14 protein-coding genes are annotated in these 14,477 nt (G+C 40.9%); 8 read left to right on the top strand and 6 right to left on the bottom strand.

Going from position 1 to position 14,477, the window contains the following annotated elements; all coding sequences use genetic code 11:
• Positions 1 to 42 precede the first annotated feature (42 nt).
• From HY841_12205 to HY841_12220, 4 genes are all read right to left on the bottom strand, one after another.
• Entirely contained in the window at positions 43 to 2,970 is a 2,928-nt protein-coding gene (locus tag HY841_12205; GenBank protein MBI4931522.1) for a T9SS type A sorting domain-containing protein, read from the bottom strand.
• Positions 2,971 to 3,153: 183 nt separating this feature from the next.
• Positions 3,154 to 3,594: a nucleoside-diphosphate kinase gene (ndk, locus tag HY841_12210; GenBank protein MBI4931523.1), complete on the bottom strand. Its 441-nt coding sequence runs from the start codon at positions 3,592 to 3,594 to the stop codon at positions 3,154 to 3,156.
• Between the two features lie 102 nt (positions 3,595 to 3,696).
• On the bottom strand, positions 3,697 to 4,266 hold the full coding sequence (locus HY841_12215) for a hypothetical protein (GenBank protein MBI4931524.1): 570 nt from the start codon (positions 4,264 to 4,266) through the stop codon (positions 3,697 to 3,699).
• Between the two features lie 23 nt (positions 4,267 to 4,289).
• Positions 4,290 to 5,171 (bottom strand): tRNA pseudouridine synthase A, encoded by an 882-nt coding sequence (locus HY841_12220; protein ID MBI4931525.1) that lies wholly within the window; start codon positions 5,169 to 5,171, stop codon positions 4,290 to 4,292.
• A gap of 72 nt (positions 5,172 to 5,243) precedes the next feature.
• Between HY841_12220 and HY841_12225 the strand changes: the two genes are divergently transcribed.
• The 7 genes from HY841_12225 (at position 5,244) to HY841_12255 (ending at position 11,589) form a co-directional block, all read left to right on the top strand.
• Entirely contained in the window at positions 5,244 to 6,257 is a 1,014-nt protein-coding gene (locus tag HY841_12225) for a DHH family phosphoesterase (protein MBI4931526.1), read from the top strand.
• Positions 6,258 to 6,848 carry an FKBP-type peptidyl-prolyl cis-trans isomerase gene (locus HY841_12230; GenBank protein MBI4931527.1) on the top strand — a complete coding sequence of 197 codons (591 nt, stop codon included), beginning with the start codon at positions 6,258 to 6,260 and terminating at the stop codon, positions 6,846 to 6,848.
• A 2-nt stretch (positions 6,849 to 6,850) separates the two neighbouring features.
• A complete protein-coding gene (locus HY841_12235) occupies positions 6,851 to 7,798 on the top strand; it encodes an FKBP-type peptidyl-prolyl cis-trans isomerase (GenBank protein MBI4931528.1) in 948 nt (315 codons plus the stop codon).
• A 10-nt stretch (positions 7,799 to 7,808) separates the two neighbouring features.
• A complete protein-coding gene (locus HY841_12240; protein ID MBI4931529.1) occupies positions 7,809 to 8,741 on the top strand; it encodes an FKBP-type peptidyl-prolyl cis-trans isomerase in 933 nt (310 codons plus the stop codon).
• Positions 8,742 to 8,791: 50 nt separating this feature from the next.
• On the top strand, positions 8,792 to 9,589 hold the full coding sequence (locus HY841_12245) for an FKBP-type peptidyl-prolyl cis-trans isomerase (GenBank protein ID MBI4931530.1): 798 nt from the start codon (positions 8,792 to 8,794) through the stop codon (positions 9,587 to 9,589).
• A gap of 70 nt (positions 9,590 to 9,659) precedes the next feature.
• A complete protein-coding gene (gene panB, locus HY841_12250; GenBank protein MBI4931531.1) occupies positions 9,660 to 10,469 on the top strand; it encodes a 3-methyl-2-oxobutanoate hydroxymethyltransferase in 810 nt (269 codons plus the stop codon).
• Complete coding sequence (locus HY841_12255; protein MBI4931532.1) at positions 10,450 to 11,589, top strand: DUF559 domain-containing protein; 1,140 nt, start codon at positions 10,450 to 10,452, stop codon at positions 11,587 to 11,589. Before panB ends, HY841_12255 begins: the two co-directional genes overlap by 20 nt.
• 7 nt (positions 11,590 to 11,596) lie before the next feature.
• On the opposite strand, the gene HY841_12260 is transcribed toward HY841_12255, so the two are convergent.
• Both HY841_12260 and arfB read right to left on the bottom strand, forming a co-directional pair.
• Positions 11,597 to 12,646, bottom strand: a complete 1,050-nt coding sequence (locus HY841_12260; protein ID MBI4931533.1) for a hypothetical protein — start codon at positions 12,644 to 12,646, stop codon at positions 11,597 to 11,599.
• A gap of 35 nt (positions 12,647 to 12,681) precedes the next feature.
• A complete protein-coding gene (gene arfB, locus HY841_12265) occupies positions 12,682 to 13,071 on the bottom strand; it encodes an aminoacyl-tRNA hydrolase (protein ID MBI4931534.1) in 390 nt (129 codons plus the stop codon).
• A gap of 9 nt (positions 13,072 to 13,080) precedes the next feature.
• On the opposite strand from arfB, the gene HY841_12270 reads away from it, so the two are divergent.
• Positions 13,081 to 14,469, top strand: a complete 1,389-nt coding sequence (locus HY841_12270) for an N-acetylmuramoyl-L-alanine amidase (protein ID MBI4931535.1) — start codon at positions 13,081 to 13,083, stop codon at positions 14,467 to 14,469.
• Positions 14,470 to 14,477 lie beyond the last annotated feature (8 nt).

Raw genomic sequence — 14,477 nt, forward strand, 5'->3', positions numbered from 1 at the left:
GAAAGCAACTCGCCTCCCTTTCTTCATAGTAGATTACTAAATTTATTTTACCACAGAAACCTTCTTCGTAACAGTTCCCTCATCAGTTTTTATATTCAGTTGATAGATGCCAGAGGGTGCATCAAGGTTAATGGTTAATGGTTCATGGTTTACCCCGTTGGAATTGTTTCCTACGGGGCTAATGGTTGATGTAAATACTTTTTCTCCAAGCACGTTGTAGATTTCAATGGTTGATCCATTAGCCATTAAACATTGCACATTAAACATTCCGTTAGATGGGTTCGGATAAACTGTAAACTGATTACCGATAACTGATGACTGATTTATCCCGGTTGTTGACAAGGGTCCGTCCCACACCTGAAATTCATCCAGCGCGGCTTCTGATACACTTTGTCCGTTGCTCGGAAGAGATGCAATGGTGCTGTCTGAAGCGGTGAAGCGCACTTTCATTTGAGCGGTGAAAGTGGTATAGTCAAGCACCTTGAAAGCAAATCTTCTCCAGTTCACATCTGAATAATAGGTGTCTTCCATTTTTGTCCAGGTAGTTCCGTTGTCGTTCGAAATTTCTGCCACCCATGGATCGTTGCCCGGATTTGAACCGCCAACATCTGAGTAAGAACGATAATAAGTAATTGCCGGATTTGTGAAACTTGCCAAACTGAAAGAAGGAGATTCAATTCGTGTAGTGCCTCCGTCAATGTCGGCTGTTCCGATAGGATCGCTTGCGGAACCTGCATTGCCGGTTACAGCGCAATTTGTTCCGCTCTGTGCTGTGCCGGGCTGAACATTGCCTGAAGCAACGGGTGCGGCAATAATCCATGTTCCGGTGCTGTTGCCTAAACTAACAGGAGTCCACGTTCCGAAATCCTGCCCATCGCCCATATCGCTGTACAAACTTGCGTTGGGTGTGAACCCGACCATTATATAATAAGGAATGTTTCCGGGACTGAAATCAGTTCCTGTTGGAGTAATAATTCCTCCTACTTCAAAATAATACTGAACAATGGTTCCTGCCGATTGCCCGGGAATTGTTCCGCTCAGCGTTGGAGAACTGTAAGTCATGGGCGATGAATTCCACGGCAGAGAATTGCTTGTTCTCCAGAATAAAGTTCCTCCGGAAAGGGTGCATATGCTACTTGATGCAGTGGCATTTGCTGTAATGTTGATGGTTGTATTTGGGGTTGCAGTTAAAACAGGTGTATGCGTAACGGTTATGTTGGTGTACAATGTAATGCCGTGTGCTGAAAATGCCGGAAGAATAGCTCCGCTGTTTGGCGTCCCGTTGCAGATGTTGCCGTCATTGTCATCTGCCTGAAGCGCGGCAATGAGCACATCCATGTAAACCTGTCCTTCAGCACCATCGGGACCATTCGGACCGGCAGGAAAAGTTTTTATAAATAAATCAGACATGAAGGCAAGATTGTTTCCCATATTCAGATTAACTTCCCACCAGGCACCGGCAATAATTTCTCCATCGGCATGAACTTCGCCCACAATATCCTGTGGATACACTTTCCTGTTGGGCGGATCATATCTGCGGATTCCGCTTTGGTTCGCTGTGTAAAATCCTTCACCGATAATAGGGCTGTTGGTGATAGACATTCCCCAAACGTCAGAATAACCTTCACCCATTGCTCCGTTTGAAAAAGATTGACTGTAAAAACTATAGATGTCATAATTTAATCCGTGACCGTATTCGTGATACACCACATCATTAATAATAGAAGTTGCGTTGCAGCCACCGCCAGCAGCATAAAAATTCACAGCGCCATTATAGAACGCATTGCAGCTTCCGGAAACATCCACGTAGGTATTAATGGGGATATCTTCTGTTGTAAAGGTTGTTAATTGCGGAAGCGATTTCATGAAATCATGAACGATGTTGACGTGATAGTATGCAGAGCGTTCGCGGTCATTTGAATTGCTATCGAATGAAACAGTAGGATTGCCTGTGATGTTTGAGGTCATGGATGGAGTAGTGGTTCCTGTCATCGTGTTGGAGTACAATCCTTCCAGCGTGAGTGTTGCGTTTCCGGTATTCACATTGGTTGCAACGCCCATCGCATCAGTATAAGTAGTTCCGCCCGAAACAATTTTCAGGTGAGGCAATCCAACAACTCCTGTCATCGGGTTTCCATAAGGATTGGTCAGGTAAATGGTTCCGTTCACAGTTACTGTTGCCTGCGTACTCGGAGCGAAATGGTCAACTTTATTTTTCCGGTAAAGAATTTTTCCATCATTGGCATCTACGAGCGTATAATATTTAGTGGGAACTTTGTTGATGTCATCATACGTTTCAACATAAACTTCATACACTAAATGATATTCATATTTGCGATATTGAGGAACAGGAAGGATTTTTAATCCTTGTTCTGCATAAGAGTTAGTGATTGTTTCTGTAAAACCATTTTTCGCGAAGTTGAGGGCGGCATCTTCAGTAATAGAAGCAGAGGTGCTGATATTGATTCCGGAAAACACATCTGTCTTGAAATAGACAACTTCTCCCGCCTTTGTCATTTTAATCATCACGCGGCTGTCTAACACTTTCAGCCCTTGATACGTTTGAAAAAAATTTGCGTAATCAAACTTCTCGGCATTTGTTGTAACACTTTTTAATGAAAGGTCAGCCAGCGGAAGTTTAAAGCTGAGCAGTTGTGTATTGATAAAGTTCAACGCTTTGTCCTGCACGGTTGCGCCCGAAACAGGAATCGGCTCACCATACGCCATGACGGGCTTTTGATTTTCTTCGTTGAACAGAACGCTCCATGAAGGATTGTTGTCATAGAATGATTTCCAGGCAGAACTCTTCCGCAGAAGAGTTTGGTAGCTGTCGTCCGGCACACGTTTGTTATCGGTAATGTAGCGCACTTCGTAGCGGGTATCATTCGCCACAAAGTTGCTCGAAGCAAAAGCAGCGCTGCTGATTCCAATAGAAAAAAGCAGAATGGAAGAGTAAAATTTTGACTTCATAAAAGATTGGTTTAAGAAATGCGAGTGTAAAGGAAAGCAATACGAAAGAGAAAAGCAAGTAAAAGGAGAGAAATCTTTCAACTCTATTCCATCGAAGTACGAATTTGTACGAACCTACGAACTACGAAAGAATGTATTATTCGTACTTCGTAAGTTCGTGAATTTTAGTTCGTAGTTCGGTGATTAAACCCTTTCCATCATCGAAAAGAAAAAATCTGCTTCAATCTTTGCGTTCTCATCGCTGTCGGAACCGTGAACGGCATTGGCGTCAATTGATTTTGCGAACAGGGCGCGGATAGTTCCGGCTTCTGCTTTCTTCGGGTCGGTGTTGCCTATGAGTTTTCGGAAATCTTCCACCGCATTGCCTGCCCCTGTTTTTTCATCGGGATCTTTTTCAAGAATGGCGGCAACAATGGGTCCTGAACTCATATATTTTACCAACTCATTATAAAATGGTCTTGACTTATGCACTTCATAAAACGCTCCGGCTTTTTCAGCAGTGAGATGAACAAGTTTCATGGCAATAAGTTTGAATCCTGCTTTGATGATTCTGTCGAGAATGGCGCCCGTATGCCCGTTTGCAAACGCATCGGGCTTTATCATGGTGAAGGTTCTATTGCTCATACATAATTTTTGGTCAGCGAAAATACTAAAATTCGTTATGGTGTATTAAGTCCTTTCCTTGGTGAAGGATTCCGCCTGCCGGACGGGCAGGTAGGATGGGCTTCATCTTTTAAATACTACGAGCGTAGAAATTATATCCAGAAAAGCAGAGAACTCTTCTTTGGTGGCAATGCGTTTGGGAATGTTCATTGAAACCGAAAACGCATTGTGAAACTGAATGCCAGGATTTATGTAAGCGATGTATTGATAAAAAGTATTTTCCACGTAAACAAGTTTTGCAAAACAAGAAAACCTTTTATTGCTTGCATCTATGTTCTGCTGTTTGAGGTCGTGATTTTTTTCTTTGATGGTGTTGATGTCCAGTTCCATATCCTTGTTTACTTCTTCGTCCGTTTTTTTGTAGGTGAGCACTTGAATGATGGTTCCGCCCTTTTTCAAGTCTTCTTTATTTTTATAAAAGATAATATTCGCATTGTAATTCTTTGCGTTGTCCACATTGCCATTCCAGCCCATGGGCTCGTGAATGCTGAAAAGAAAACTGTCTCCGTAAATGATAATATTGTCAGCCGTATCCTTTTGAACTAAAGAAGTGCTTGCTGACTGTCCTGAAAGGAAATATGAAACGAAAAGAAAGAAGGCAGAGAGGATTATTTTTGGAAAACGTTTCATCATTGCAAAGGTAAACCAAAACCGTGCTAAACTAACTGCCACTCTTTCTCCGCAGTATTTTGAAAGATGGCAGAAAATTCAGTTCGTGCAGGAATATCTAAGAAAGGATAAACAACTTTAGAAAGATAAAGCCCTTGCGGATAGGCGAATTCAAGATTGGATTGTGATTCTTTTTTGATTAAATAGTTTTCAAACTCATCAACAGAAATTTCATTCGTTCCGACTTTCAGAAGTTTGGCTACAATCGCCCGAATCATTCCGTGCAAAAACCGGTCGGAAGAAATTTGAAAGCGAAGTTTATCCCCTTTGCTATCACAAAATAATTTTGCGGAAGAAATAGTGCAATGCGTGTGCTTGTATTGGTCGGGAGATTTGCAGAGCGCGCGGTAGTCTGTATGTTTTTTGAGAAGTGAAACTGCTTCTTTCATTTTATCTAAGTTCAAGTTCTTTTCTAAATAAAATGAACTAACGTTGCTGAGGAAAGGGTCTTTATATGTGTGAATGAAGTAATCGTAGGTTCTTTGTTTGGCGTCATACTGCGCGTGTGGAAGTGCGGAGTTCGGAGTGTGGAGTTTGGAGTTGGGAGTTTGGAGTTGGAGGTTTTCTCCGACCTCCGTACTCCCAGCTCTCATCTCAATTATATCAAAAATGGCAATATCGGCAGGCAGCATTTTGTTTAAGCGAAACAGTAAATCGAAATCCCATTTCTCTTTTATATCTGCATGAAAAAAATATTGGCTGGCGTGCACTTGTGCGTCTGTTCGCCCACAACCTAAAATGGTGGTTGGCTCTTTTAATATTTTGCTGAGGTTTTCTTCCAGCACTTGCTGAATGCTCATAAACTCCGATTGCCTTTGCCAGCCATGGTAATGGAAGCCGTTATAACCGATATGGAAGAAATATCTCAATTTAATGCCTGCATTTCATAGCAAAGTTACCCCATTTCCCCTTTTCACATATCTTTGCCACTCTTTATAATTATGACTCATCAGGATATCATAGAAATCAAAGAGCTTCTTTCTACCCGGAAAAGCATTGTGATTGTTACGCACAAAAATCCTGATGGGGATGCGATGGGTTCTTCGCTGGGTTTGTATAATTATTTATTGAGAAAGAAGCATCGCGTAAAAGTTGTTACGCCAAATGGTTACCCAACTTTTCTGCAATGGCTTCCGGGAGATGATAAGGTAATTGAACATTCTGAAAATCCGGAGAGGGCAGAGGCGGTAATTAAAAAAGCCGATATTATTTTTGCTCTTGATTTTAACGCGCTGAGGCGCATTGGTGATGTTGGAAAACTGGTGAAGAAAGCAAAGGCGAAAAAAATTCTGATTGACCACCATCTTCAGCCCGAAAAATTTGCGCATTACATGATGTGCGATAAAAAATCCTGCTCCACTTCACAACTTGTTTTTGATTTCATTGCACTTCTTGGAGATAAAAAATTTGTTAATAGAAAAGTGGCGAATTGTTTGTACACGGGCATTATGACGGATACGCTCAACTTTAAGATTGCCACCACTTCTGCGCACACTCACCATATTGTTGCCGAACTTATTGGAGCAGGCGCGCAAAATATGCTGGCATACTCCAACGTTTTCGACACGTACTCAGAAGACCGTTTGCGTTTGCTCGGTCATTGCCTGGGGAAAGAAATGAAAGTGCTTCATGAATATAATGCAGCGTTTATCGCGCTTTCAAAAAGCGATCTTAAGAAATTTAATTTTCAGAAAGGCGATACGGAAGGATTTGTGAATTACCCGCTCTCCATAGAAGGGATAAAGTTTTCTGCTTTGTTTACTGAAATGCCTGACGAAATAAAAATTTCTTTTCGTTCGAAAGGCAACTTTGACGTGAATAAATTCGCGCGCAAGCATTTCAACGGAGGCGGCCATGCCAATGCAGCAGGCGGTGAAGCACACAGCTCTCTGGATGAAGCGGTGACGAAGTTTGTGAGCATACTTGCTGAATACAAAGAACAACTTCTAAAGTAAATGACAAAGCCCCTCCTGAATCCTCCCCGTTGGGGAGGACTTTTAATTAGTGTATTGCATTCTCCCTCCCCAATGGGGTGGGCAGGGGTGGGGCTTCTTTTTCTTTTTCTTTTTTCCTGCGGAACCGAAAACGTTAAACCAAAACAAAAAGCTAATCCATCCCAATTCAAAGAACAGTTAGTGAAAGTGAACAAATACGAAATGGAAAAAGAATCAGATGAGATAAATCAATACATAGCGCGCCACAACTGGACTATGGAAAAAACAGGAACGGGATTGCGTTATCTTTTTCTGAAACAGGGAACAGGCGATTCTGCCCGCTCTGGCGATAATGTGAAAGTGAATTATAAAATCTCTTTGTTTGACGGAACAGAATGCTATTCCTCCGACAAAGACGGAGCATACGAATTCAAAGTGGAAGGCGATGCGATTGAGAGCGGTCTGCACGAAGCGATTCAATTGATGTGTGTTGGAGATAAAGCAAAATTCATTCTGCCTTCTTACATGGCGCATGGCTTGCACGGGGATGATGCAAGCATTCCGCCTCTTTCAACGATAGTAGTAGATTTAGAACTTTTAGAGATAAGATAAAAATGACAAAGCCCCTCCTAAATCCTCCCCGTTGGGGAGGACTTTTAATTAATGTATTGCATTCTCCCTCCCTAACGGGGAGGGTTGGGGTGGGGCTTCTCTTCTTTTTATTTTTCTCCTGCAGCGATTCTCCCTTTCCTGATTTCACAAAAACAAAAAACGGGCTTTACTACAAACTCATAGATATTGGCGAGAGCGATAAAAGAGCGAAGCCGGGGGATTATGTAACCGTTCAGATGATTATTAAATCAGAAAAGGATTCTATTCTTTATGATACAAGAAGAATCGGGTTGGACGGATCAGTGACATTCCTGCTTACTACTCCCCAGCAGGAAAAAGATTACCGTGAAGGATTTCAATATCTCTCCGAAGGAGACAGCGCGGCTTTCATCACGGATGCCTATGCTTTCTACATGAAGAAAAATAATAAGCCCGTTCCGATGGGAATGAAAATGGAAAGCATTATTAAAGTGCAAGCGCGTGTTTTGAAAATCCGCACGCCAGAGGAACACGCAAAAGACATGCTCATTGAAAAAGGAAAACTCGAACAGGCGGAATTCGAAGAAAAAAAAATCCTTGATAAATACATGGCGGACAGTTCCATTCCGGCTCAGCTGATTGGAAACGGAATGTATTACATAAAGCTTCAGGAAGGAAAAGGATTAACCCCCGATTCCGGTAGTGTTGCTCTTCTGAATTATCGGGGAAGTTTTCTGAACGGAAGATGTTTTGATTTCTTTTTTGAAAGCCAGCCCTTCGAATATATGGTAGGGCAGGAAGATCAATTAATCAAAGGTTTAGAGATAGGAGTTCGCAGGATGCACGAGGGTGAAAAAGCCAAATTTATTATACCTTCGCACCTCGCTTTTGGAAGCAGCGGTTCATCCACAGAAATTGTTCCGCCATTCACAACAGTGATCTATGAAGTTGAATTATTAAAAGTGCAATAAAACAAAATGTATGAAAAAATATTTCGGACTTAAGTTGCTTGCCTTCTGCCTTCTGCTTTCTGCCTTTTGCTTTCTTTTTTCCTGTTCGCACTCTGAGTTTTCCGATTATGAAAAAACAGAATCGGGATTGATGTATAAATTCCACAAACACGGAACCGATACGCTGCATGCCCAATATGAAAATGTAGTGCGGGTAAAAATGAACAAGCGCTTTAACGATTCTCTCCTTGAATCTACCAACAGCATGATCCCTGAAGGAATTGAGCAGTATCTCCGAAAACCAGCTTTCCCCGGAGCGATTGAAGAAGGAATTCATATGATGGTGATTGGCGACAGCGCAACTTTTCTCATTAGCACCGATTCTATCAACAAATACTACCCTCCAAAAGATTCAACAAAAATTTTCGAACCAAATAAATATCTCGCGTTTGATATTAAATTAGAAAACATAAAAACGATGGAAGAAGTCAGAGCAGAAGAAGAACAAAGAAGAAAAGAGTTTGTTGCAGAGCGAAAAGAGAAAGGACCTAAAGAGCTTAGTCAATATATTGCAGATAATCACATTGAGGCGAAACCAACTGCCAGCGGATTGTATTTGATAGCAAAAGAAAAAGGAAAAGGCGCGATGCCAAAAGATGAGGATACGGTGGTTGTTCATTACACCGGAACTTTTTTAGATGGAACCATTTTTGATTCTTCCGTGAAACGAAACCAGCCGTTTTCTTTTGTAGTGAACGATAAAGGTAGTATGGGAGTAATCCCCGGCTGGAACGAAGCCATCAAGATGATGAATAAAGGAACCATCGCAACTGTTATTCTTCCACATTCGCTTGCATATGATTCAGTGGGCGTTCAAAACCCACAGTCCGGCAAATATTTTATTCCACCTTACTCTCCTCTTAAATTCGATATTCAATTAATAGACATTAAATCAAAAAAATAAATCAATCTATGAAAAAATCAATTTCAATTTTCATTATCGCATCTTTAATGATGTCAGTTTCTTCTTTCGCTCAAAAGAAAAAACCTGCTGAAGAGAAAAAAGCCACCATTGAACTCAACAAAGAGTACACTACTGCTTCGGGATTAAAATATAAAATCACGAAGAAGGGAGCAGGTGTTCAGCCCGTAAATGGCGATCAGGTTTCTGTTCATTATGTAGGAACCTTGCCCGACAGCGCAAAAACTAAATTCGACAGTTCGCGCGACCGCGGACAGCCGTTTTCATTTGCGCTTGGTTCCGGACAAGTTATAAAAGGATGGGATGAAGGTATTGCACTTCTTCATGTAGGCGACATGGCGGTTTTCACTATTCCTTCTAATCTTGGATATGGCGAAAGGGCAATGGGAAAAATTCCTGCCAATGCAACGTTAGTGTTTGAAGTGGAACTGATGGATGTAAAAGCTGCCCCCAAGCCATGGAATGTGAAGGGGTTGAAAGTAGATTCAACTACTGACGGATTAAAATATATTGTAGTGAAAAAGAATCAGGAAAAAACAATAAAAGCAGAAAACGGAAAAACAGTTTCTGTTCATTATTCGGGTTTTCTCGGTGACGGAACCTGGAAATTATTCGACTCTTCCGTTCAGCGCGGACAGCCAATCGAATTTGGACTTGGCACTGGTCAGGTTATTAAAGGATGGGATGAAGGGATTGCGCTGATGCATGTAGGAGATAAAATGCGCCTCATCATTCCGTATCAGCTAGCTTATGGTGAAGCCGGGCGCCCTCCGATAATTCCTGCAAAGGCAACTTTAATCTTTGATGTGGAGTTAATGGATGTGAAATAAATGCTATAACACAACCGTCATTACAAGGAATAAATTTATATGTTTCTTTTGAGATTTAGAACGTAACAGAATGAAAAAAGAAAATAAAAAAGTTACCACACACACACTTCTGCAGATGAAGCAGAAAGGAGAAAAAATCTCCATGCTCACTGCGTATGATTTTACTACGGCAAAAATACTGGATGATGCCGGAGTTGATGTGTTGCTTGTTGGTGATTCTGCTTCTAATGTAATGGCTGGCCACGAAACAACTCTTCCTATCACGCTTGACCAGATGATTTATCATGCTTCTTCGGTTGTCAGAGCAGTGAACCGTGCGCTCATCGTTGTTGATTTGCCTTTCGGTTCTTACCAGGGAAATTCAAAAGAAGCGTTGAACTCTGCCATACGCATCATGAAAGAATCTGGCGCACACGCTGTGAAATTAGAAGGAGGCAAAGAAGTAAAAGAATCCGTTGAGCGAATTTTGTCTGCCGGAATTCCTGTAATGGGGCATCTCGGATTAACTCCTCAGTCAATTTATAAATTCGGAACGTATGAAGTACGCGCGCGGGAGAAGCAAGAAGCAGAAAGAATTTTAACTGATTCTGAATTGTTGGAAAAAACCGGGTGCTTTGCCATAGTGCTTGAAAAAATTCCTGCCAAACTTGCTTCACAAGTGGCAAAGAACGTAAGTATTCCGATAATAGGAATTGGAGCCGGAAGAAATGTTGACGGACAAGTTCTGGTTCTTCACGATATGCTTGGACTCAATAAAGAATTTAGCCCGCGGTTTCTTCGCAGATACCTCAATCTTTATGACGATATCAAAGGCGCAGTTGGAAAGTATATCAAAGATGTGAAGAGCAAAGATTTTCCAAATGAAAAGGAGCAGTACTAATGACCCCTCCCTATCCCTCCCCAAAGGAGAGGGAACAAAACCCAGATTTCATACTACAGACGGGCCAATGTGGAACCTGCTTCATGACAAAGCTATTCACATGCGACAAAACCCTACTCAGGCAGAGATGGCGTTATGGCAATCGGTTAGAGTAAATGCATCCGGATACCATTTTAGAAGACAGCATATTATTGGAAAATTTATAGTAGATTTTTTATGCCTCTCAAAAAAATTAGTTGTGGAAGTTGATGGAGATATTCATGATTACCAAAAAAAAGAAGATGAAGAGAGAACAAATTTCCTTAATGAAAATGGATTTAAAGTAATTCGCTTTAAAAACGAGGAAGTCTTAGGAAATGTGGATTGTGTTGTAGAAAAAATTAAAAAATATCTCGAATTGTCTGAGCCCTCTCCCCTTCGGGGAGAGTTGGAGAGGGGTGGTATTCATATTTTGTTTGAAGACAACCATCTCATCGCGATAAATAAAAAACCTTCCGAGATTGTTCAGGGCGATAAAACAGGGGATGAACCACTCAGTGAAAAAGTAAAAGAGTATTTACGAAAAACATATAACAAACCGGGAGAAGCATATCTCGGTGTGGCGCACCGCATTGATAGACCAGTAAGCGGAGTTGTCATCTTTGCAAAGACGAGTAAAGCCCTTTCACGTTTGAATGAAATGTTTCGCGATAAAGAAATAAAGAAAACCTATTGGGCAGTTGTTAAAAACAAACCTGCTTCAGAAAGCGGACATCTGATTCATTATCTGAAAAAGAATGAGCAGAAAAATATGTCACGCGCTTATGATAAAGAAACCCCGGGTGCATTAAGATCAGAAATGGATTATAAAATACTTTTCAGCTCTGATAATTATCACCTGATGGAGTTAAAGCCTCAGACAGGAAGGCATCATCAGATTCGGGTGCAGTTATCCGCTATCGGCTGTCCGATAAAAGGCGATATCAAATATGGTTTCAGAAGGACGAACGAAGATGCATCCATTCACCTTCATGCTAGGAAGGCAGAGTTCATGCATCCTGTTAAGAAAGAACCCATAATCATTATCGCAAACCCTCCCAATGAAGTGCTGTGGAATTTCTTTTCTGAAAAAGTGAAATAGATTTTTGTTAAAGATTGCGCATGTAACTCAGAAAGGTGAGCGGTCCAATGGAAATCGGATTGCCGGCAATTTTCCTGGTTACTGAAATACGTGCAATTCCGAAATCAAAAGTATTTTTTTCTCCCATGATACGAAATCCTCCTGTGAAAGCGCTTATTCCTTCGGTAGGAGTAAACCAGTTTTCTGTCACCACAGCATATTTGGGGGCAATGCGTTTCATCCCGCTGACGGAAATAAATCCGAGTTCTATCTTTTCAATCTTATTGTAGTAATAATATTTCTGAATGCCGTCAACAAATCCATAAGCTCCGCCAACGCTCAGGTGCCCGTTTCTGTTTCCGAATGTGCATTGTGCATATCCTGCTGCACCATAAGGTTTGTAGGTAATGTCTGCAAGAATAAACCCACATTCTACATAAACTCCTTTTGTGATTTTAGCACTTAGTCGCGGAGAAATAAACATAGCTGTTGGAATAATCACACCTCCTATGCACGAGAAATTCTTTGTGATTCCCACATCAAATGAATTGTAAAGTCCCATCGTGTTCTGATAGTAGGCTTCTCCCGGACTCAGAGGAATTGCAGAAGGCGTTACAACATAATGTGCATCAACATGGGTTTTAAACCAGTATTTCCCGTCTTTCATGTTGCCGGGATTTATGCTTTTGATGGTTTTTATTTTACTTAAATCAACCGCCACATCTCCGATGCTTGCAGTTTCCACCACAATTTCTTTTTCTTTTCTGTTCACTATTTTTCCCTGCAAAGTTGTTCCGTTCATCAGGGTGATGAGGTAATAATCCTGCGGTTCTACTTTTTCCATGCTGACAACTTCTTTTGCGCGAAAAGTAATGCTGCCCAGCATTTCATCCTGAAACTGAATCGTGCGCTTTCCCTGGTTTAGAATTTTTCCTTTCAGTACGGTACCGTCTTTTAATGTGACAATATGGTACGATGGCATCGTGTCGGTGGGAGAGAACAAAGTTTCCTGCGAAAAACAATTCAAAGAAAAGAAGATGAAAAGAAAAGCGGATAAATATTTATTCGGCAAGATCATTTCTGATACAAAAGTAATTTTTAAATGCTAAAGACTCAAAACCAATTCCGGCTTCTTCCTTTTTTCAGATCAGAATGTTTCTTTTTTCTGCTGAGGCGCTTTTCTTTTGAACCCTTTGTGGCTTTGGTATGAATTCTTTTTTTCTTTTTCTCAAAACAAGAAGCAATCAGTTTCCTGAATTTCTTCAGCGTTATTTCTTTGTTTGCTAACTGCGAACGGCTTTCCTGTGAAGTTATTTTCAGAATGCCTTCTTTATTGATGAAGTTGAAAAGTTTTTCAGAAATTCTTCGTTTCTGTTCATCCGTTAATAATCTGGAATTGCTCACATCAAAATTCAATTCTACCTTTGTAGAAACTTTATTCACGTTTTGCCCACCGCTTCCACTGGAACGGGATGCTTTAAAATATATTTCACTCTCAAACATGATGCAAAGATGAGAAGAAGAATTCAAATAACACTGTTTACAGTTTACTGTCTGCTGTTTACGGTTACTTGCGCTCAGGTTAATTCTGACAGTTTGATTTCTGTTTATACGAAGAAAGTGCAGAAGTATCTGGATAAAGAAAATAAAGCATCAGAGGTTTTTTCTTTTACGAAAGACGGAATTGAGGTTTATGCACCAGCAACGGATACTTCGCAGAAAAAATTGGAATTTATCGTGTACTGGGATATTTACTGGAATGATACGGTCAATTTTCCGGTGTCTGGTCCCGGTGATATAATTGAAAATTATTTTACACATCCTTATGCCCCCTTTGATTGGAAAAATTTTGCAAGGAGGTGTAAAATTGAATATGAAGCCAGAAACAGTGGAGGAAGATTGATTGCACCGTTCTATTCTCTTGTATATGCAGGACCCAAAATAATGCATGGGAATGGGAAGTGGATGGATGGTTACAAAATCGCCCTCGACCCCGGACACATAGGCGGAGATATTGAAACCGCCAAAATGGAAAAGAAGTGGGTGGAGATGAAAGTGAATCCGGCTAAGGGCATAAAGGAGCCGATTCAACTCATCGAAGGAGATTTGACTTTAGCCACTGCAAAAATTCTGAAGCAGAAATTAGAAAGCGAGGGCGCTGATGTAATGCTCACAAGGAAGGAACCGGGCAAATCCGCATTTGGAATTACGTACGAAAAATGGAAGGACAGTTTGTTTCTTCGCTCGGTTGATTCAGCATTTGCGAGAAGGGATGTTTCATTTGAAGAAAAAAACTTCCTGCTCACCAAAGCAAATGACATAGAAATCTTCCGCAGGTTTTTCCTTCAGGAAGAAATGCGCGAGCGGGCGAAAAAGATAAATGAGTTTCATCCTGACATAACACTTATCATTCATTTCAATGCAGATGAAACCAACCAGAACTGGAACAAACCGACAAAAAAAGATTTCAATATGGCATTTGTCGGAGGAAGTTTTGGCGCGGATGAATTAGATAAACCGGAAGCGAGAATTGATTTTCTGCGTTTGCTCCTCACGGATGATATTGAAAGGTCAATTGATTTTTCAAAATATATGGTTGAAAGTTTAGCACAGAAAACAAATGTCCCCGCTGCATTAGATTCGAATGCAGTTTATCTGAAAGATAATTGCATTTCCACGGGTACTAACGGAGTCTTCTGCCGTAACCTCGCGTTGACAAGAATGGTAAAAGGAACTTTGTGCTATGGTGAATCGCTTTACCAGGATAACATCAATGAATGTAAAGCGCTCAGCAAAAAAGAAATTAAGATTGACGGAATAGAAACTTCAAAGAGAGTAGAAGAGGTGGCTGAGGCATATTTCCAAGGCATTATCAATTTTGTTAAAAATAAAAACAAATAAATATTAGG

This window comes from Bacteroidota bacterium (assembly GCA_016213405.1).
Lineage (GTDB): Bacteria > Bacteroidota > Bacteroidia > Palsa-948 > Palsa-948 > Palsa-948.